Source organism: Propionivibrio soli, assembly GCF_025770765.1.
Lineage (GTDB): Bacteria > Pseudomonadota > Gammaproteobacteria > Burkholderiales > Rhodocyclaceae > Propionivibrio > Propionivibrio soli.
Genome location: NZ_JANZKY010000003.1, coordinates 76,069 through 97,113, shown reverse-complemented (window position 1 = coordinate 97,113; position 21,045 = coordinate 76,069). Strand labels below are relative to the sequence as shown.

General features: G+C 60.0%; 15 protein-coding genes and 1 tRNA gene. 8 read left to right on the top strand and 8 right to left on the bottom strand.

What is annotated here, in order from left to right:
* Positions 1 to 366: 366 nt before the first annotated feature.
* Positions 367 to 457 (bottom strand) — tRNA-Ser (locus NZ453_RS04165).
* Between the two features lie 91 nt (positions 458 to 548).
* Entirely contained in the window at positions 549 to 854 is a 306-nt protein-coding gene (locus NZ453_RS04160; protein ID WP_263769123.1) for a hypothetical protein, read from the bottom strand.
* A 163-nt stretch (positions 855 to 1,017) separates the two neighbouring features.
* Between NZ453_RS04160 and NZ453_RS04155 the strand changes: the two genes are divergently transcribed.
* On the top strand, positions 1,018 to 1,605 hold the full coding sequence (locus NZ453_RS04155; RefSeq protein ID WP_263769122.1) for a tetratricopeptide repeat protein: 588 nt from the start codon (positions 1,018 to 1,020) through the stop codon (positions 1,603 to 1,605).
* A 91-nt stretch (positions 1,606 to 1,696) separates the two neighbouring features.
* Here NZ453_RS04155 and NZ453_RS04150 read toward each other — a convergent pair whose 3' ends face one another.
* The 6 genes from NZ453_RS04150 to acs form a co-directional block, all read right to left on the bottom strand.
* Positions 1,697 to 3,784 (bottom strand): sodium:solute symporter family protein, encoded by a 2,088-nt coding sequence (locus NZ453_RS04150; RefSeq protein WP_263769120.1) that lies wholly within the window; start codon positions 3,782 to 3,784, stop codon positions 1,697 to 1,699.
* On the bottom strand, positions 3,784 to 4,047 hold the full coding sequence (locus NZ453_RS04145) for a DUF4212 domain-containing protein (RefSeq protein WP_263769118.1): 264 nt from the start codon (positions 4,045 to 4,047) through the stop codon (positions 3,784 to 3,786). The genes NZ453_RS04150 and NZ453_RS04145 overlap by 1 nt, the downstream gene beginning before the upstream one ends.
* A gap of 227 nt (positions 4,048 to 4,274) precedes the next feature.
* Entirely contained in the window at positions 4,275 to 6,314 is a 2,040-nt protein-coding gene (locus tag NZ453_RS04140; RefSeq protein WP_263769117.1) for a sodium:solute symporter family protein, read from the bottom strand.
* A 19-nt stretch (positions 6,315 to 6,333) separates the two neighbouring features.
* Positions 6,334 to 7,053 carry a 3'-5' exonuclease gene (locus tag NZ453_RS04135; protein WP_263769116.1) on the bottom strand — a complete coding sequence of 240 codons (720 nt, stop codon included), beginning with the start codon at positions 7,051 to 7,053 and terminating at the stop codon, positions 6,334 to 6,336.
* A 2-nt stretch (positions 7,054 to 7,055) separates the two neighbouring features.
* Positions 7,056 to 8,966, bottom strand: coding sequence for a DUF294 nucleotidyltransferase-like domain-containing protein (locus tag NZ453_RS04130; RefSeq protein WP_263769115.1), 1,911 nt, complete (start codon positions 8,964 to 8,966; stop codon positions 7,056 to 7,058).
* Between the two features lie 260 nt (positions 8,967 to 9,226).
* Positions 9,227 to 11,191, bottom strand: coding sequence for an acetate--CoA ligase (gene acs / locus NZ453_RS04125; RefSeq protein ID WP_263769114.1), 1,965 nt, complete (start codon positions 11,189 to 11,191; stop codon positions 9,227 to 9,229).
* Positions 11,192 to 11,824: 633 nt separating this feature from the next.
* Between acs and NZ453_RS04120 the strand changes: the two genes are divergently transcribed.
* From NZ453_RS04120 to NZ453_RS04090, 7 genes are all read left to right on the top strand, one after another.
* On the top strand, positions 11,825 to 13,591 hold the full coding sequence (locus tag NZ453_RS04120) for a thiamine pyrophosphate-binding protein (RefSeq protein ID WP_263769113.1): 1,767 nt from the start codon (positions 11,825 to 11,827) through the stop codon (positions 13,589 to 13,591).
* A gap of 162 nt (positions 13,592 to 13,753) precedes the next feature.
* Positions 13,754 to 14,575, top strand: coding sequence for a sugar phosphate isomerase/epimerase family protein (locus NZ453_RS04115; RefSeq protein ID WP_263769112.1), 822 nt, complete (start codon positions 13,754 to 13,756; stop codon positions 14,573 to 14,575).
* A gap of 541 nt (positions 14,576 to 15,116) precedes the next feature.
* A complete protein-coding gene (locus tag NZ453_RS04110; RefSeq protein WP_263769111.1) occupies positions 15,117 to 15,710 on the top strand; it encodes a TRAP transporter small permease in 594 nt (197 codons plus the stop codon).
* A gap of 15 nt (positions 15,711 to 15,725) precedes the next feature.
* Positions 15,726 to 17,009: a TRAP transporter large permease subunit gene (locus tag NZ453_RS04105; RefSeq protein ID WP_263769109.1), complete on the top strand. Its 1,284-nt coding sequence runs from the start codon at positions 15,726 to 15,728 to the stop codon at positions 17,007 to 17,009.
* A gap of 124 nt (positions 17,010 to 17,133) precedes the next feature.
* A complete protein-coding gene (locus NZ453_RS04100) occupies positions 17,134 to 18,135 on the top strand; it encodes a TRAP transporter substrate-binding protein (protein WP_263769107.1) in 1,002 nt (333 codons plus the stop codon).
* A gap of 110 nt (positions 18,136 to 18,245) precedes the next feature.
* Positions 18,246 to 19,079 (top strand): shikimate dehydrogenase family protein, encoded by an 834-nt coding sequence (locus tag NZ453_RS04095; protein ID WP_263769106.1) that lies wholly within the window; start codon positions 18,246 to 18,248, stop codon positions 19,077 to 19,079.
* Between the two features lie 293 nt (positions 19,080 to 19,372).
* Positions 19,373 to 20,866, top strand: a complete 1,494-nt coding sequence (locus NZ453_RS04090) for an aldehyde dehydrogenase family protein (protein WP_263769105.1) — start codon at positions 19,373 to 19,375, stop codon at positions 20,864 to 20,866.
* The last annotated feature ends 179 nt before the right edge of the window (positions 20,867 to 21,045 follow it).

Sequence of the window (21,045 nt, the reverse complement as noted above, 5' to 3'; positions counted from 1 at the left end):
TCTGGGTCAGACGCAATTCCTGGTCGTACAACATTGCACAAATCACCTCGATTGGAGGGAACCAAGACGGCCCCTTAGACGGGGTAGCCCCCTATTTCAAGAATCAGAAGGTTCGAGGTGATGTCTACCACGCACTCTCGGGGAAAATGGCTTGGGCTTCAGGAGGGAGCGGGAAGGACCAGGAAATCACTTCCCCTGGTACCTATGGATACGAGTCAATAGCAGCACCAGTATGGTCACAAGAGGGAAGGTAGAGGCTGCCAAGAAGCTGCCATATCGGCGCAAAACCATGCCAATTTCACGGCAGCATCACGGCAACATAAAAACAAAAAGCCGCTAAACTTCAGCGGCTTACGATATATCTACTGGCGGAGAGGGCGGGATTCGAACCCGCGTTAGGGTATTACCCTAAACACGCTTTCCAGGCGTGCGACTTAAACCACTCATCCACCTCTCCGAAAGAGGGCGCATTCTAGCAGAAGCTGGAATGATCAACAAACGCAGCCGGAAGGCAAGGGGCGAGGTCCGCTCGGCTTCCGAAATGCCTATCAATGGCAGATGAGGCCGTTCAGCTGGCAAAGCACCTGACGCACGTACGCGAGAAGTATCCAGAGCCAGAAGAGGAGGAAAAACGCGACGAAGGGGACGTGTTTGTCGACAATCGCCTTCGGCGTAATGAACCGTGTCATCCTTATCGCCGGCCGGGTGATGACGCAAAAAAGCTGGTAGATCGGGTTTTTCTCGCGCGTGCTTCCTGCAAGCACGAACAGCACACCCTGAGCGAGCAGAAAGAGCCCTGCCACTTCGGCGAGCGCGCGCAGAACGGTAAGAATCTGGATTTCGACGTTGGCCATGGGCACTTTCCGATCAGAGGCTATTCTAATGGGCTAAATCAGGATAACCGCAAACGCCGTGGTGCGACGACCTGACGAATGCTATGCACGTGGTGATGCTGGACGGCTCTCCGAGGGCACCACTCCGTGCAACACCGTGCCTACAAATTGAGGAAAGACGAGCGTGAACTTCGAACAGTGGCGGCATTCGACTCGTGGCTGGTTGGCGCATTTTGCGGGCAAGAATCGTCGCGCCTACGAGCACTATGCTGCGGCCTACCGTTACGGGGCCAGCGCCAAGATTGCACGCCATCTCGGCTTCATAGCGACTCAGCAAAACAAGCTCAGCGAGGGCGCCTATTGGTTCGGTGAAGCCGCGCGTCTTGAGCCCGCGAGCGCTGAAACCTGGTTCAACCTCGGCTTCGCTTGTGAGCGCGGTGGTGACTGGTCGCAGGCTATCGCCGCCTTCGAGAAAGCCGTTGATCTCAATCCGAAACTCGATCGCGCCTGGTTCGGCATGGGCTTGGCCTACGCAGCGCAGGAAAAGCACAATGATGCGGCAAATTCCTTTGAAACCGCGTCCAAGCTGCAACCGATGCATGGGGAAGCGTGGTATCGCCTGGGCATGGAGAGTCACCTCGCGCAACGTCCTCAACGCGTTGCGCAGGTAGTCGAAAAGCTCAAGGAGTTCGATCCCCGGCGCGCCAACCAACTCATCCGCGATACCGGGCGCGATGATCTCGCGCATCTTTTCACCGAGATTCCTTTCTAGATATCGGGCTTACCTCGCGACTGTCTCCTCCTCGCGGGCAATAACCAAAAAAGGACCCGCCGCAGCGGGTCCCTTGAGAAGTTAACGTTACTCAGATTGGATGGGGCGTCCCGGACTCGAGGTTCGGGTATCGCACGTTGTCGACAAGATCCTGGACTTCGCGCGACGGCGACGGCGACACCAGCGAGCCGACAATGATGCCGATAAACCCGAGCGGGATGCCGAAGATGCCGGCCGAGATCGGGTTGATGTCCCACCACAGCGGTGCATTGACGCCGAAGAACGGATACGTCATGTACATGTAGTAGACACAGATGCCGAGGCCAAGAACCATGCCGAGGACGGCGCCGAACTGATTAGCCCGCTTCCAGAAAATGCCGCAGACGAGCGCCGGGAAGAAGGCCGAAGCGGCAAGCGAGAACGCTGCGCCAACGAGGAAGAGAATATTCCCCGGCTTGAGCGACGTCACATACGCGGCGACGACGGCGACCACGAGTAGCAACACCTTCGAGACGACGATGCGCCGCGTGGTGGTAGCGTTCTGGTCGATCATCTTGTAGTAGACGTCGTGCGATAGCGCATTGGCGATCGTCAGCAGCAGGCCATCCGCTGTGGACAGCGCCGCCGCCAAGCCTCCAGCCGCCACCAGGCCCGAGATGACATACGGCAGGCCCGCGATCTCCGGCGTCGCCAGAACGATGAGGTCACCGCCGATGACGATCTCCGCTAGCTGCACGATACCGTCCATGTTCACGTCGGAGATGTTCATCAAGGTGTTGTCGACGGCCGCCCAGTTCGCCGCCCAAGCCGGCAGCTGCGCAAACGCCGAGCCGACGAGGTTGTGATAGACGTCGTACTTAGTGAGAACGGCGAGCGCCGGGGCCGTGAAGTACAACAGGAAGATGAAGAACAGCGACCAGAATACCGAGCGCCGCGCTTCCTTCACCGAGGGCGTTGTGTAGAAACGCATCAGGATGTGCGGGAGCGCCGCGGTGCCGACCATCAGACAGAAAACGAGCGCCAGGAAGTTCTTCTTGGCGATGCCTTGGGCTTTCTCGTCCTTGCCGGCGAACGCTTCAGCATGCGGCTTCACCGGTGCGGCCCGGGCGGCGGCGCCAGCCTTCGCGGCGGTCCACGCTTTCTTGGCTTCCGCTACATCCTTCGGGAAATCGGCCACCGCCTTTTCTGCCGCCGCAATCGCTGCGGTGTCGGAGGCGTTCGATGCCCGCAGCTCGGTGACCTTGGCCTCGGCCTTTGCCCGTTCGTCGGCGAGGAACGCTTCGCCGCCCGTTTCCAGCCCTTTCAAGCGCGCGTCGGCCGCCGCGGCTCGTTCGCGGAAGATAGCGCGTACCGATTCTTCCTTCGCACCAAGGTCGGATGTCTTGTCGTTAAGCACGTTTTCGCGCTCGCCGATCTTCTGCAACTGCTGGCCGTAGGCGATTTGCGGGATCGGATTACCCGTCTGCTGAACCGAGAGCCAGACGACCGGAATCATGTAAGCGACGATCAGGATGATGTACTGCGCTACCTGCGTCCATGTGACCGCCTTCATCCCACCGAGGAATGAGCAGACGAGAATCCCCGCGAGGCCGGCAAACACGCCCACGCTGAACTCGAGCCCCGTGAAGCGCGAGGTGATGATGCCGACACCGTAGATCTGCGCAATCACGTACGTGAAGGAGCACAGAATCGCCGCCAGCACGCCGATCATGCGCGGGATATGGCCGCCGAAGCGTGCCCCGAGAAAATCCGGAATCGTGAACTGCCCGAACTTCCTCAGGTAAGGAGCGAGGAACAGCGCCACCAGGCAATAGCCCCCCGTCCACCCCATGACGAAGGCCAACCCGTCGTACCCCGAAAGGTACAGCGTGCCGGCCATGCCGATGAACGACGCCGCCGACATCCAGTCGGCGCCGGTGGCCATGCCGTTGAATAACGCGGGTACGCGCCGCCCGGCCACGTAGTATTCACTGACGTCGGCTGTCTTCGACATGACACCGATGCCGGCGTACAGCAGCACCGTCGCTGCCAGAAAAAGGTAACCGAGTATCTTGTTCGGAACGCCGATCTGCTCGAGGATACCCACGAAGATGATGAAGGCGATAAAACCGCCCGTGTAGAACGCGTAGTAACGCGAAAGCTGCCTGAAGAACAGGGCGTTGGAGGACTGAGTGGCCATTAGTCGTCTCCTTCGTGAACGCCGTATTCCTGGTCGAGCGTGTTCATGTAACGCGCGTAATACCAGATGATGACGACGTAAACAATCAAGGAGCCCTGCGCCCCCATGTAGAAACCAAGCGGGAAGCCGAGGATCGTAATCCCGCTCAATTCGCGGGCATAGAAGCTGACGACGAAGGTAACGACGAACCACACGGCGAGCAGAATGCCGGTGATGCGTATGTTTCGCCGCCAGTACTCCCGGTGTCTCTGAGTAAGCTGCATCTGACCTTCCTCCTGTGTCGTTCTTGAAAGAAGCCGGCTTAACCCGGCGCCTCGCGGACGTTCCGCAAACACTCCTCCCTTTCAAGTGATGCAGGCTCTTTTGACCCGGCCTTCTCGGCGGCGTTGCGCGCCGCCGTTCGAGGCCGATAAAGAATAGAAACCCGATGCTTACACCACCCTTACAGATAAAAACCAGACTTATTGAAGGGTTTTTGTCGGACTACCCGCTACTCGTTCCTGCGTAGAAAAGGAACGCGTACACTGGCAACGAACTCCTGGGTTTCCGGATCCGGCGGCGGCGTAAGAAGGCTGACCAAGACGATGGTCACGAAACCGGCGGCCACACCCCACACACCGGCAGACGTCGACTGGATTCCGAACCACGGCTCCATGCCGATGCCATGCAAGCCCAGCCAGGGGATCGTATCGAACTGCACGCGCAGCAAGTAGTACAAAGTAACCGCGAGCCCGGTGATCATGCCGCTCACGGCACCGATCTTGTTGGCTCGCGTCCAGAAAATACCGAGCACCAACGCGGGAAAAAACGCCGCGCCGGCCAGCGAAAACGCCCAGGCGACCATAAAGAGAATGGTCGCCGGTTTTTGCGATGCGACCATTGCCGCCAGAACAGCGACGACGAGCAGCAGCGCCTTGGACACGACAAGACGCCATTGCGTCGTCGCTCCCGGGCGAAACACCTTGTAGTACACATCGTGCGATAGCGCGCTGGCAATTGTCAGCAAGAGTCCGTCTGCGGTCGACAATGCCGCCGCCAGCGCACCGGCAGCCACGAGGCCGGAAACGACATACGGTAAGCCGGCTATTTCGGGCGTCGCCAACACGATGACATCGGGATTGAGCGACAACTCGGCGAGTTGCAGAATGCCATCGCCGTTGATGTCCTCGATCGAGATCAACCCCACACGGCCCCACGCACCGATCCAGCTCGGCAACTGCGCGATCGTCGAGCCAATCAGGTTCCCGTAGATTTCGAATTTGGCAAACACCGCATACGCCGGCGCCGTCAGGTAAAGCGCCAAAATGAACAGCAGCGACCAGAACACCGAACGCCGCGCCTCGGGCACGCTTGGCGTCGTGTAATAACGCATGAGGACATGCGGCAACGAAGCGGTGCCGACCATCAGGCAGAAAACGAGCGTCATGAAATTCAGGCGCGCCGTGTTGCTCGCCGCTTGCGTACCGGGGAACGGCTCGTCATGACGGACGAGTTCGCTGCCGTGTTCGACCGCTCGCTGCTGTTGCGCTGCCCAATATTCGCGTGCGGCGGGAGCCGTCTTTGGCAGTTCGCGCCGCTGGCGCTCAACCTGCAGGATTTCTCGCATCGGCGCGTTACTGTTTTTCAGCTCGTCGATCCGCTCGGACAGTTGGCGGCGTTCTTCAACGAGGGACTCCGGCAAGCCGGCGATTCGGGTCGCGAAGGATTGCGCACGCTCGCTGTAGAGGCGGCGTACATCGATTTCGGCCGGGTTGCTGGCAATCGATGTCTCCAGCGCACGTACTTCCTGCAGCACACGGCCATACATGATTTGCGGCAACGGTACCGAGGTCGCTTTGTAAGCAAGCATCGTCACCGGAACGAGGTAGGCGACGATCAGAATCAGGTATTGCGCCACCTGCGTCCAGGTGACCGCGCGCATGCCGCCCAGGAAAGAACAGACGAGGATTCCGGCGAGGCCGACGAAGACGCCGATCTCGAACTGCAAACCGACGAAACGGCTGGTGATGACGCCCACCCCGTAAATCTGAGCGACGACATAAACGAACGACGCCAGCACCGTCGCGAATACGCCCACAAGCCGCGCCGCATTGCCGCCATAACGCGCCGCCAGAAAATCGGGAATGGTGTACTGCCCGAAACGCCTCAGGTACGGGGCAAGCAACAGCGCCACCAGGACGAAACCGCCCGTCCACCCCATGACATACGCCAGCCCTTGATAGCCCGTGTGATACAAGGTACCGGCCAGACCCATGAACGAGGCCGCGCTCATCCAATCGGCCGCTGTCGCCATACCGTTGAACACCGCGGGGACGCGGCGGCCCGCGACGTAGTACTCGGCAACGTTCGATGTACGCGCGGCGACCCCGATCGCGGCGTAGAGAATCAGCGTGAGAAACAGGAAGGCGTAGCCGATCCAGCGTGCCGGCATGCCGTAACGTTCGAGAACCCCGAGCGCGAGAATGAAAGAAAAGAACGCCGCCATGTAGGCGATGTAGTAGCGCCCGACGCGTGACAAGGAAGGCTTCATCGCAGTCCCGTGGTCTCCCTCAGCGGTTCTCGAACATCCATCGGCGCGCGCTTTCGATCTCGATGAAACTCGCCGGGGTATCGGCGTTCCTTTGCGCGCCCCGCGCCATCGCGATCTGCAAGAGCTTGGCGGTCGCGTACGCGTCCGAAACGGCATTGTGCCGAGCGATCACCTCGATATCAAAGCGGTTCAACCAATCGTCGAGCGGCACGCGACCATCCATGCGGGCCGGAAAAAACTCCGGAAGCACCCAGGTCAGGTCGATCCACGTCCTGTTCAGTGCCGCCCCCAAATACGTGCGCATCGTTTTATCGATCATCGCCCGATCGAAGAAGGCGTGATAGGCGACCAGGGGCGCTTTGCCAATATAGTCGAGGAAGGAAAGCAACGCCTCCACCGGTTCGGCCCCTTCCATCTGCGCCGACGCGCCAATCCCGTGCAGCAGAATGTTTTCCGTAGTGCTCGCGCGGTCCTGGCGCAAGACCACCTGGAAAGCACTCGCGAGGTCGATCATCCCGCGCTCGACGGACACGGCGCCGATCGAAATCAGCCGGTCCTTGCGAGTGTCCAGCCCACTCGACTCGACGTCCACCACGACGTAGCGGCACTGGCGGTGCGAATAGCGAAGGTCGGGCTCCGGCACACGTTGCCATGCTTCCAATGCTTCACGTTGCTCAGGAGAGAGCCGCTCCGCCGCCCGCGTGGCCGTCGCACCGGTGAGCCAGGACAGCCAGCCCATGCTCACAGGCGGTAATCAATGCGCAGGCGCTGCTGCAGCTTGCGCGCCTGATTGAACGCTTCTTTCAGCATCCGCCGCTCGACCTCATTCAAGTCCTCGGGGCGCAGGAGGTTGCGCGCCTCGCGTTCGGCTGTCTGCTCGGAATGCTGCCGCCGCAGCCGCATCAGTTGAATGAAGTTGAACGCGTCCACGGCCGCGCCTACTTCATCCTGCGGCAAATTCATTTGCGCGGCGGCCAGCTTCAACCTCTGTACAGTGTTCGTCGCGGTCACGCCGTGAGCCATCGCGAAAACACGTGCCGCGTCGATGAAAAGCCGCGCGCCAAATTTCTTTAAGTCGATCGTTCCCGGGTGCGCGGGGTCAACGTCCGTGACGAAATCGCGGATCAGCCCGAGCGGCGGGGCCGCACCCAACGCATTCTCGGCGAGCATGCGCAGAAACAGCGGATTGTCTCCGGTTTGCTGCAGCAGCGTGCGGCGCAAACGGCTGGCGAGGTTGGAGCGGCCAAACAGGGGGCGGAAATCGAAAAAGATCGTCGCGTTGAGGAGCGCCTCCGGTTCCGGCGTCCGTATCCAGCGCTCGAACTGCTCTTCCCATTCCTCAAGCGTCAGGCAATGCTTCGGATTGCGCGCCATGATGTCGCCGACGCAGAGGGGGAAGCCGCAGCGGTCGAGATCGTCGTTCACGTCGCGCGCGAATTCGAGAAGCCGGAGTTGCGTGTGTTCACGGTCCATGAGATCGGTGCACAGGAAGACAATCCCGTTGTCCTGGTCCGAACTGAACGTCTGTTCATCGCGCCCCTCCGACCCGAAAGACAGCCAGGCCCATTCGATGCCGAAGAGGTCGTGCCGGTCGAGGTTGAGTTGAATGATGCGACGCGTCAGCGCATCGTTGAGCGCTGAAATGAACTGGGTAATCTGCTCGGCGCCGAGGCCTTGCGCGAGCATGTTGAGAGAGAGGTCGCGCACGTCGTGGCTGGCCTGCATCAACGTATCGATCGAGGTTGCCGCATCGATCGTCTGCCGTATCTGACGCAGCCCCACCCGCTGCAGCGCAAACAAATCGCGCTCGGAAACGACCCCTTTGAGCCTGCCGCCTTCGTCGACGGCCAGCACGTGACGTACGCCATACTCCGCCATGGCCAGCGCCGCGTCGTAAGCGTGCGCGGCGGCGGGCAGGGTATGCGGGTCGGGCGACATGACTCTGCGGATGGGCGTTTCGAGGGCCACGCCGGGGAGGACGATACGGCGCAGCACGTCGGACTGCGTGAAGATGCCGATCGGCTGCTGGTCGGCGTCGACGACGATCATCGACCCGATATTCCGCTCGACCATGGCCTCGATCACCTGGCGTACCGGCGTTTCGGCGGTAACGGAGATTGGACCTTTCTTGATGATCGTCGACAGCGGCGAGTTCATCGTCTGCTGTTCGGCAACGCGCTGGGCGAACTGCAGTTGCAATTGCTGACGCGACTGACTGAGCAGGCTGGCGATGTGCTGTGTGCAGAAGAGGTTGAAGACCGGGCTCATCTGCAGCAGGGCAAAGAAATCTTCCGCCGCGAGCTCGTAGCAGAAAACGTCTTCCAGAGCCGTGTAGAGATTGGTGGAAGATCGCTGCGCCGTGACCGATCCGATCGGGAATCCCTCGCCGGGACCCAGCGTCATCGTTACCTGCTCCATGACGCTGACGTCGCCCGATTGCCGTGCCATCACCTTGCCGCGCTGGATGATGCGGAATACTTCAACCGCTCCTGATTCCGGCGTAACGAGCAGCGCTTCCTTGGGGTAGTAGGCAAGTTTGACATGCCCGGCAAGAAAGCCGAGGGCTTCCTGCTCCATGCGATCGAACGGCGGATACGCGCGCAGGAACTCGACCGTTGCCGAAACCAGCATTTCCGTTGTTCTCTGGCTCATGGTTGTTCTCGATGCCGAGGAACTTCGACCCAACCCGTCACAGCATCCCTCGTTGGCAAGGATGCCCCCACATTTTACGGATTCCGCTGGCTCGCGTCGGTATTTCAGCGCCGCTTCTCCGAGGCTTGTGTCTCGCCGATTCAACCGTCGCAAACAGCAGCGAGCATACCGCTGTTGTGCTCCTGCCTATTACGCAAAGGCATAAAGGGGCTGGGCTCTCCGCCCTGCCCCTTTATGCCTCGGTGGTAGCCTAAACCCCGTCAGGCACGCAGTTGCTCGAGGATCGCTGGATTCTCGAGCGTGGACACGTCCTGTGCCACCGTCTCACCCTTGGCCAGGGCACGCAACAGGCGCCGCATGATCTTGCCCGAACGTGTTTTCGGGAGGTTCTCGCCAAAGCGGATGTCCTTCGGTTTGGCGATGCCGCCGATCGCCTTCGCGACGTGATCCTGCAGTTCCTTGACGGTCTTCGCCGCCGCCTCTCCGACCGGGCGCGCGCCCTTGAGCACGACGAACGCGCAGATCGCTTCCCCCGTTAGGTCATCGGGGCGGCCAACCACAGCAGCCTCGGCCACCATCGGATGCGAAACGAGCGCCGACTCGACCTCCATCGTTCCCAGACGGTGTCCCGACACGTTGAGCACGTCGTCGATACGCCCGGTGATCGTGAAGTAACCTGTCGTCGCATCGCGCACGGCGCCGTCGCCGGCCAGGTAATAGCGGCCCTGGAAGTCGTCGGGGTAATACGAGCGTTTGAAACGCTCCGGGTCGTTCCAGATCGTCCGGATCATGGACGGCCACGGCTTGGTGACCACGAAGAGCCCACCTTTACCAGGAGGCACCTCGGTGCCGGTTTCGTCGACGATTGTCGCCGCAATGCCGGGGAACGGCAGCGTGCATGACCCCGGCACCATCGGTGTCACGCCCGGAAGCGGCGTGATCATGTGCCCACCAGTCTCGGTTTGCCAGAAGGTATCGACGATCGGGCAGTGTCCTCCGCCGACGTTGTTGTAGTACCAGAGCCAGGCGGCCGGGTTGATCGGCTCGCCCACCGTGCCGAGCAGGCGCAACGACGAAAGGTCGTAGTTGGTAGGCGCCACCGCCGGAGTCGTGTCGGCCGCCTTGATCAGCGAGCGGATCGCTGTCGGTGCGGTGTAGAAGATGCTGACCTTGTGCGTCTCGATCATCTTCCAGAAACGTCCCGCATCGGGATAGGTCGGCACGCCTTCGAAAACCATTTGTGTGGCGCCGCACGCCAGCGGACCATACGTCACGTAAGTGTGTCCGGTAATCCAGCCGATATCGGCCGTACACCAGAAGATGTCGTGTGGCTTGAGATCGAAGGTCCACTTGGTGGTCACGATCGCGTGCAGCAGATAGCCGGCCGTCGAGTGCTGAACCCCTTTCGGCTTGCCCGTCGAACCCGACGTGTAGAGCAGGAACAGCGGGTGTTCGGCTTCGACCCATTCGGGGTCGCACTGCTCGGGTTGGCCGGCAACGACGTCGTCCCACCACACGTCGCGACTCGGCACCATCGCACACTCACCGCCGGTGCGCTTGAAGACGACGATCGTTTTCACCGTTTCGCAACCGCCGAGCGCGATAGCCTCGTCGACCGCCGGTTTCAGCGGAAGCTTCTTGCCGCCACGGCATTGCTCATCGGTCGTCAGCACGGCGACGGCGCCGGCATCGTTGATGCGGTCGCGAACCGATTGCGCAGAAAAGCCTCCGAAGACAACGGAATGGATGGCGCCGATGCGGGCGCAAGCCAGCATCGCGACGACGCCCTCGATACCCATCGCCATGTAGATGATGACGCGGTCGCCCTTCTTGATGCCGCGCGCCCGCAGGCCGTTGGCAAGCTGGCAAACGCGCGCGAGAAGCTGCTTGTAGGTGACGCTGCGCAAGGCGCCGTCATCCGTCTCGGAAAGAATGGCGACCTTGTCACCCAGACCGGCCTCGATGTTCCGGTCGAGGCAGTTATACGAAGCGTTCAGCTTGCCGTCGGCAAACCATTTGAAGAAGGGAGCGTTCGTTTCGTCGAGGACCTGTGTAAACGGCTCTTTCCACGTCACATGCTCGCGCGCCAGACGCGCCCAATAACCGGTGTAGTCGGAACGTGCTTCGGCGCAAAGCGCCTCGTAAGCCCCCATGCCGGAAATCGTCGCCTGCTTGACGAAATCGACTGGCGGTTGAAACAGCTGCGTTGACCCGTTCTCGGACATAGTCTCTTCTCCTTGTGCGATGCCTGACGGCGTATTGGCGGCGCAGCGCGAGCCACGTCGCGACGGCTACTTGACTCTCGACGCCGCCCGGAAGTTCTCCACCGGCCGTAAAAGCCATATGCGGCCCGAGGATTTGACGGCGCCAGTCTTACGTCTCGCTTACGTGGAACAGTTCGCCTGCCAGCCGTCGCCCAAACAAAAACCCTTTTTCAAGAATGGGTTAGGGTGGCTCCTTCACAAAATCCAACGTTCCGCGACCAGCCTTAAATACGCGCGATAATCGCCCAAGTACGCGCGAATATCGCGCAAAAGCAAGAACGGCTGTCTGGACGTCCCCATGGCGCGGCCTATCATCCAGTGCAAACAAGAACGGCGCACCGGGATTACCGGGAACGACGAAAAGAGGGAACCGGGGATACAAAATCAATAGCCCCGTCCATTTCAGCGTTCGAGAAGGCCGCACTGAGACAGAAGGAGCCGGGTCGTTTCCGATTTCGCTTCATCGACCCGTCCCCAAAGCCGTCCGACACGACGCCGCCAGCGCGATCACGCGGCACGCCATGCCGGTTGTAGGACTAGAACACAAAGAATCGGCCATGACGGCCGCGAGACTTACGACTGAAGGAGCATTTGATGAAAGACCTGGTATCCAATCAGCTGGTGCGTTATCTCGAAGCACGCGGCGTCGAGCACATCTTCGGTCTGTGCGGGCACACCAACATTGCCGTGCTCGCGGCGCTCGAAAAGAGCAAGAAGATCCGCTTCGTCAATACGCGTCATGAACAAATCGCCGCCCACATGGCCGACGGTTATGCCCGCGCCACCAAGAAGGCGGCCGTCGTGCTATCCCACCTGTCTCCGGGTCTGACCAATGCCTGTACCGGCGTGGCCAATGCTTCGCTCGATTCGATCCCCTTGGTCGTCATCGCCGGGGACGTTCCGACACACTATTACGGCAAGCATCCGCACCAGGAAGTCAACCTGCACGCCGATGCCTCGCAGTGCGAGATCTACCGTCCGTTCTGCAAGCGCGTGTGGCGTGTCGATTCCGTGCATCTGATCCCGGAAATCCTGGAAAAAGCGTTCATTCTCGCCGAGAGCGGCCGCCCCGGCCCAGTGCTCATCGACGTTCCGATGGATATCTTCTCGAAGGAGATCGACGTCGAATTGTTCGATCGCGTGCTGAAGAACACGCGCAAGCTGGCCAAGCCGTCGATGGACGATGAAACGGCCGAGAAGATCGTCAAGCAGCTTCTCGCCGCGAAAACGCCGGTCATGTACGTAGGCGGCGGCATCATGCTGGCCGATGCGACGACCGAAATGCGCGAGTTTGCCGAGCATCTGCAACTGCCAGTCGCCCATACCCTGATGGGCAAAGGCGCCCTGCCCGACGACCACCCTCTGATCCTCGGCATGACCGGTTTCTGGGGCACCAAGTTCATCAACGAGAAGTGCAAGGGCGCGGACTGGATTCTCGGACTCGGCACGCGCTTCTCCGAAGCCGACTGCAGCTCCTGGGAGCCCGAATTCACGTTCAACTTCCCACCCACGCAGCTCATTCACATCGACATCGACCCGGCCGAGATCGGCCGCAACTATCCGGCCGCAATCGGCGCCGTCGCCGACTTGAAACAAGCCCTGACGGTCTTGTTGCGCGTGGCCAAGAAACTCTGCCCGCAAGGCGTCAAGCGCCCGCAATTGGTCGCCGAGATGGCGGCGAACCGCAAGGCCTTCGTCGAAAGCAACACGGAATGGGTCGAAAGCAACGCGTTCCCGATGACGCCGCAGCGCATCCTCGCCGATCTGCGTAAGGCGCTGCCGCATGACTCGTATATCTGTACCGATGTCGGCTGGAACAAGAACGGCCTCGCCCAGCAGTATCCGGTGTACGAGCCGGGCTCGATCTTCACCCCGGGCGGCTTTGCCACCATGGGCTTCGGATCGCCGGCGGCCATGGGCGCCAAGATCGCGCTGAAGGACAAGGTTGTCGTTGCCCTAGTCGGTGACGGTGGCTGGGGCCAGAACCCCGCCGTGCTGGCGACCGCCAAGGAAAGCAACATCCCGGTGATCTGGGTGATCATGAACAACCACGCCTTCGGCACCATCGCCGGTCTCGAAAAGGCCCACTACAACACAACGTTCGGCACCGTCTTCGAAGTCGACGGCGAAACCTATTCGCCAGACTATGCCGCGATCGCCCGTGCCTACGGTATTGAGGGCATCACGATCGAGAAGGCGGAAGAACTCCTTCCGGCAATCCAAAAAGCGATTGCCTTGAAAAAGCCGGTGGTCATCGACGTGTACATGAAGAACATCCCGACGCCAACCGCCGGGCACTGGAACATCATGGACATCTACTCGCCGGGCAAGAAGGTGCATCACGTTTCGACCGACGACTGAGTTCGTCGGTACGGGGCGTTTTGTTGGTGGAACGGTCCCGGTCCGAGTACGGCTTGTCGTGGGGCCGCACAAGACACCGGGACCGCAACAAAGCGCAAGAAAGAGGGACTGCGCGGACGTCTCATAGCGCACTGCAGCAACAAGGATAATAGGAGAGAATGCATGGCCTTGGAATTCTCACTCGCTCACCTGACGGTGCTCGGGTGTCCACCGCCGGAGATGGTCTATGTGGCAGCGCGTGCCGGATACGACTACATCAGTCCGCGCTTGATCTATATGGGGCTTCCCGGCGAACCCAACTACGCGCTCGCCGACAATCCCGAGATGTTGCGCCAGACCAAGCGCGCGCTCGCAGATACCGGCGTCAAAGTGCATGACATCGAATTGGCGCGCGTCTACGACGACATGTATCCGACCAAGTATCTCCCGGCCATGGAAGTGGCCGCAGAGCTCGGCGCCAAGGCGGTCTTGTCCAGCATCTGGACGACCAACCGCGAGTACGCGATCGAGAAATTCGGTGACATTTGCGATCTGGCGAAGCCCTTCGGTCTGACCGTCGATCTTGAATTTGTGCCTATCGCCGGCGTCCGGACCTTGGCTGGTTCCGTGGATGTATTGCGTACGGCCAACCGGTCAAATGCCGGACTCATGATCGACGTCCATCACTTCCATCGCGCACGCGACAAGGCGACGGATCTCGACGGCCTGCCGCGTGAGTGGTTCCACTTCGCCCATCTGTGCGACGCGTCGGCCGAGATTCCCGAAGACATTGAAGAGATCAAGCGTGTGCTTCGCGAAGCGCGTCTGTATGTCGGCGAAGGAGGAATCGATGTGGCCGACATTCTGAATCGCCTGCCGAAAATGGTCTATTCGATTGAATTGCCGAACATCGCGCGAGCCAAGGAATTCGGCTACGCCGAGCACGCATTCCGTTGCATCGAATCGGCCAAGAAGTATGCGGCAGCACATATAAAACACGTCTAGAAAAAAACAACGAGACGGAGGGTGGTTCGATGGAATGGGACTTTTCCTGTAGATCAAAGCCAGGAAAACGTGCCAGCACTTCGAACCGGGGGCCGGCCAAGCGCCGCGCCTGACGGCAGGACGAGGGAGCAAAACGATGCACTGCGCGCTATCAAAAATGGCTGAAGCATGCAATTCGAGTGGCACATCGTATAACGGTGGACACCAGGCAGGCCGCCCGTCGGCCGCCAACCACCCGCGGCATCCGTCAATCCACCCGTATTTCGGTTCTGGGAGTAGCATTCCCGGTGGGATGCCGGATTGCATCATTGGCGGGACACCTGGCCGCAAGACCAGGGCGAACCCCGACATGAACGCGGGCCAAAAGGAGATCGGCCCAGCGAAATCAGGAAGCAACCAGCACCCAGCGCCCACCAACCGGCATGGCAGGAGCAACTGGCTCAGCGCGGAAACGCGTCGCGCCAGCGTTCAGTCATGCCCGGCTGGCCGGACGTCGGCAACGCCCATTTTGTAAGCAGTTCTCAAACTCAAGGAAGACAACATGACTGGCCTGGTTGATTGGTATTTCCGCTTGCTCAAGTTTGCCGTCGTCGTCTGCATATCGACGATGGTGGTGCTTGTTTTCGGCAACGTTGTCCTGCGATACGGGTTCAATTCGGGGATCACGGCCTCCGAGGAACTGTCCCGATGGTGCTTCGTGTGGCTTACCTTCATCGGCGCCCTGACCGCATTGCGCGAGCACTCTCACCTCGGTATGGACACCATCGTGTCCCGCCTGCCGGTCATCGGCAAGAAGATCTGCTATGTATTGAGCAACCTGATCATGCTCGGCTGCTGCGTGTTGTTCATGCGCGGAGCCTGGTTGCAAACGATCATCAACATTGACGTTGAAGCGCCCGCCACGGGCCTCTCCTCCGGATTCTTCTACGGCACCGGCATCCTTTTCTCGGGTACCGCCTTCCTGATCCTGCTCTACGACCTGTACGCGATGCTGGCCGGCAAGGTGAAGGACAGCGAACTCATCCAGGTCAAGGAATCGCAAGAAGACCTCGAAGAAGACGAAATCAGGGAACTCCAGAACGAGATGGAACTGGAGATGAAAAACACGAAGCTGTCCAGCGACGGCAAGAATTAGGCTAGAGGGGAAGTCATGACCGTAACAGTATTCATCACGGCACTCTTGGGTGCCATGGCGCTCGGCATGCCGATCGCGTTTTCCCTGATCGCCTGCGGCGTCGCGCTGATGTGGCACCTGGACATGTTCGACTCGCAGATCATTGCCCAGAACCTCATCAATGGCGCCGACAGCTTCCCGCTGATGGCCATTCCGTTCTTCATGCTCGCCGGAACGACGATGAACGCCGGCGGCCTGTCCAAGCGCATCATCCGCGTCGCCGTCACGCTCGTCGGCCACATCCCGGGCGGTTTGGGCTATGTGGTCATCGTTGCTTCGTGCATTCTTGCCTCGTTGTCCGGCTCCGCCGCGGCCGATGCGGCCGCGATGTCGGCTCTGCTCTTCCCGATGATGGTCAAGTCGGGCTACAACCCCGAGAAGTCAGCGGGCTTGATTGCGGCAGGCAGCATCATCGGTCCGATGGTTCCTCCATCCCCGAACATCATCCTGTTCGGCGTCACCGCCGGCCTTTCGATCACCAAGCTGTTCGTCGCCGCCATCGTCCCGGGCATCATGATCGCGCTCGGATTGACCGTTGCCTGGTGGTGGGTGGCCCGTGGTCATACCAACCTGCAAGTAAGCAAGCGCGCTTCGGCCAAGGAAGTCGCCCAAGCGGTCCGCGAAGGTCTGTGGGCGCTGGTGATGCCTGGCATCCTCGTCTTCGGGTTGAAGTTCGGCATCTTTACTCCAACCGAAGCCGGTGTCGTCTGCGCCGTCTATGCCCTCTTCGTCTCCATTTATGTCTATAAGGAGTTGAAGTGGTCACAGGTGTACAGCGTGCTCGCACAAGCCGGACAAACGGCGGCCATCGTCATGTTCCTTGTCGCCGCCGCTCTCGTCTCCGCCTGGCTGATCGCCATCGCCGAGATCCCGCAGGAAGTCATTGCGATGCTCAAGCCGTTCATGGGCAACAAGATCCTGCTCATGGTTGCCGTGATGGTGATCGTGGTGATCGTCGGCACAGCGCTTGATATGACGCCGACCATCCTGATCCTGACCCCGGTGCTCGTCCCGGTAATGGTCGCCGCCGGTATCGATCCGGTGTACTTCGGCGTGCTGTTCATCATCAACAACGCAATCGGTTTGGTCACGCCTCCAGTAGGTACCACGCTCAACGTCGTATGCGGCGTCTCCAAGGTCAAGATGGACGACGTCATCGTCGGTGTCTGGCCCTTCATGTGCGCCCAATTGGTCGTGCTGGCACTGCTGGTCATCTTCCCGGACCTCGTGCTGCTACCGATGAAGTGGTTCCTGTCTTAAGTCACAAATAGCGAAAGCCGAAGAGGTTGCCAATCGGCACGCGATAACGAAGGCAGCAACGTTAAGTGGTCGTGTTGTAAGTCGGTCTCCTCGGGGACCTTTATATAAGGAGAGAAACGTGAAAATGAGGAAATTGGTTGGACAGGTATCAGCCGCGCTTTTCGGTCTGTTCCTCGTAACGTCGGGTCAAGCACAGGTAAACGAGCACACGTTCAGACTTGCAACTGCCGGCGCGCCCGGGCACCCCGCTGTCGTCGGGGCCGAGAAGTGGGCGGAAATCCTGAAGCAGAAGAGCGGCGGCAAGCTGACGCTCAAGGTCTTCCCGGCCGGCGTTCTCGGTGGTGACGTGCAGGTTCTGTCCGCCGTTCAGGGTGGAACGATCGACCTCACGGTGATGAACTCGGGAATCATGCAGTCGCAGCTCAAGGAATTCGCGATTTTCGACTTCCCGTTCATGTTTGAAAGCGGCAAGGAAGCCGATGCGATTCTCGACGGCGCCTTCGGCAAGAAGCTGGCTGATCTCATGCCGCCGAAAAACATGATCAACCTCGCCTACTGGGAACTCGGTTTCCGCGAACTGACCAACAGCAAGCGTCCGATCAACAAGGCGGAAGACATCGCCGGCCTCAAGATCCGCGTAATCCAGTCGCCGATCTACATCGAGACGTTCAACGCGTTGGGTGCGAACGCCGTCCCGATGCCCTTCACCGAAGTCTATACGGCGCTCGAGCAGAAGATCATCGACGGTCAGGAAAACCCCTTCTCGGTGATCGAAACCAGCAAGTTCAACGAAGTGCAGAAGAACCTCACCGTCACCAACCACATGTACAACCCGCAATCGGTGGTGATGAGCAAGAAGAAGTGGGACGCGCTGACGAAGGACGAGCAGGAAATGCTGATGTCGACGGTGGCCGAGGCGACCAAGTTCCAGCGTGAATCGGCACGTGCCATGGCCGACCAGTCGCTCGCCAACCTGAAGAAGTCGATGCAGGTAACGGTGCTGCCGGCGGAAGAACTCGCGAAGATCCGGGCGAAGATCAAGCCGGTCATCGACAAGTTCAGCGCCAACGTCGGTCCGGATCTCGTCAAGCAGTTGCAGACCGAACTTGACAAGGGCCGCAAGTAAGTCCGTGAGCTAGGACGATAAAGGTGATCGCGGCGTCTGCAGAACCGGACGCCGCGACCTCCCGGAGCAGGGATTCATCGATACAGATCAAATTACTGGTAGGCAAAACAATGATAAGCGGCAAGACAAAACTCATTCCTCATATCGGCTACCCGACCGAGAGCTTCCGTGCCCCGATGGTTTACAACCCATGGTTCGAAAAGCACGGAATCGACGCCGCGGTGGTACCTATGGGGGTAAAGGCTGAAGACTACGCGGAAGCGCTGAAAGTAATTTTCAGGTTTACCAATGTCCACGGCGCTCTTGTCACCATGCCGCACAAAGTGACGACGATCAGCCTGGTGGACGAAGTCTCCACAACGGCAAAGATCGCCGGCTCGGCCAATGCGATCCTCAAACGTGCCGACGGAACCCTGCTCGCCGACATGTTCGATGGCACCGGTTTCACGCGAGGCCTGGGCCGTAAGGGATTCAAGTTCAAGGGCGCAAGATGCCTCGTGCTCGGCTCCGGCGGCGTAGGCTGCGCGATCGCCGCTTCACTGGCCGCCGAGGGCGTAGCTGCCCTCTCGTTATCCGACACCAACTTGGCCGCCTCCGATGGCCTGGCCTCTCGAATCAAGCAGTACTACCCGAATATCGACGTCGCGCTCGTATCGAACGACCCGACGGGGTACGACCTCATCGTCAACGGAACTCCCCTCGGCATGACGCCCGGCGATCCGTTGCCTTTTGACATGTCGCGAGTGGCGCCGACGACCTTCGTGGGCGAAGTCGTGATGAAAGTGGAAGTAACGCCGTTGATCAAAGCGGCGCGCGAGATCGGCTGTGCGACGCAGGTCGGCACCGACATGTTGTTTGAAATGATTCCGGCCTATCTCGAGTTCTTTGGTTTCGGCACATCAACGCCGGACGAGCTCCGATCGGTGGCAAAGATCGCGTACTGATTTCTGATTTTTGAGGGGCGGCACCGCAATGCCGCGACCACCAGCCAGGGCGGCGCCACATAGGTTTCGCCACCGGCAGAGTCGCTTGCCGCCCGCGTTTAGGGAATTTGGCCAGATGAGCAGGACATTGGTCATGAAGCAACAAGGGCTGGAACAACAAAAGCAAGGGGGACCCGTCGCGAAAGCCGGCTCTGGCCGGCCCGTCACCGGTATCGTTTCGGTGAGGCGCTGAACCCGGCGGAGGATCAAATCGGTTTTTTTCTTTGGTTGGCATTTTTTTGAGAGGAAATGTAATGAGCAGACAGAACGACATGCCAGCACGCTACGCTGAGCTGAAGCTTAACCAGGACCAGATCGACGAAGTCGAACAGGCATTCGTACGCGCCGACAAGGCGCAGCGCGAGTTCGAAAAATGGGACCAGGAAGCGATCGACCGCGCGATCCGTTCCGTGGCTCAGATGGTCGCCAACTCCAAGACCTTCCATGAACTCGTCGAAATGGGCATCCAGGAAAGCGACTTCGGTGACCCGATCAGCCGCGAAGCCAAGCGCTTCAAGATCCGCGGCATTCTGCGCGATTGCTTGCGCGAGAAATCGGTCGGCATCATCGAAGAAATCCCCGAGAAGAAGATCGTCAAGTACGCCAAGCCCGTCGGCGTCATCGGCTGCGTGATCCCGGCGACGAACCCTGACCTCACCCCGGCCGGCAATGCCATCTACGCCATCAAGGCGCGCAACGCGATCATCTTCTCCCCGCATCCGCGCACGCTGAAGACCAGCCGCCGCACTTGCGAACTGATGCGCGAAGGCCTGCGTCGGGTCGGCGCGCCGGAAGACCTGGTGCAGATCCTCGGCTACAAGGCCAAGATCAACAAGGGTATCTCCGAAGCACTGATGACCAAGTGCGACCTCATCATCGCCACGGGCGGACAAGGCGTTGTGCGCCGTGCCTATATGTCGGGTACGCCGGCCTACGCTGTCGGCGCCGGCAACGCGACGATGATCTGGGACGAAACGGCTGCCAAGGATCTGAACAAGGCCGCCTTCAACACCATGCGTTCGAAGACTTCCGACTACGGTTCTGGCTGCTCGGCCGACGGCAACATCGTCATCCACGAAAGCATCTGGGATGCCGCGCTCAAGGAATTGGTCGCGGTCGGCGGTTACATGCTGAACCCGAGCGAACAGGAAGCCGTGAAGAAGGTCATGTGGGACGAAGAACTTCACCGCCTGCCCGACACCGTCGCCCTGTCCCCGCAAGCCATGGCGAAGGCGGCCGGCTTCGAGATTGGAGAAGACCGCAAGTTCCTCATCGCTTCGCACGGCACGTGCATCTACAACGAGTCGCCTGAGGGCATCTGGTGCCGCGAGAAGCTGACCACGCTGCTGGCGGTCCATAAGTACAAAGGCGAGTTCCAGAACGCGATCGACACCATCATGGCCATCCATGAAGTCGGTGGCATCGGGCACTCGGTCGGCATCTTCTCGTTCGACGACGAGCACATCCATCGCCTGGCGATGGTCGCGCGCGTCGGCCGCATCATGGTGCGCCAGCCGCAATCGAAGGCCAATGCCGGCAGCATGAACAACGGCATGCCGATGACCTCCTCGATCGGTTGCGGCACTTGGGCCGGCAACGCCACCAGCGAGAACATTCACCTGCATCACTACATGAACGTGACCTGGGTTTCGCGCGAGTACGACAAGCCTGACTGGATGACGGACGAAGAGCTCTTCGGCGAGTTCTTCGATCCGGAACTGGAAAAGATTCAATACTCTCCGTTCTAAGAATAACTAGGTGCTGTTGTAACTTGGCTGGCATGGCGTGTGAGCAATCACCCGCTTTGCCAGCGCTTTTATCGCGTAACACCCGGATTCCGGGGCTGACGGAAGGGAAACGGCTCGCGTTTGCGCGCAGCGATTCCCGACCTTCGCCCCAAGCCGGCAAAAGAGCTTCTTGCTCTCAC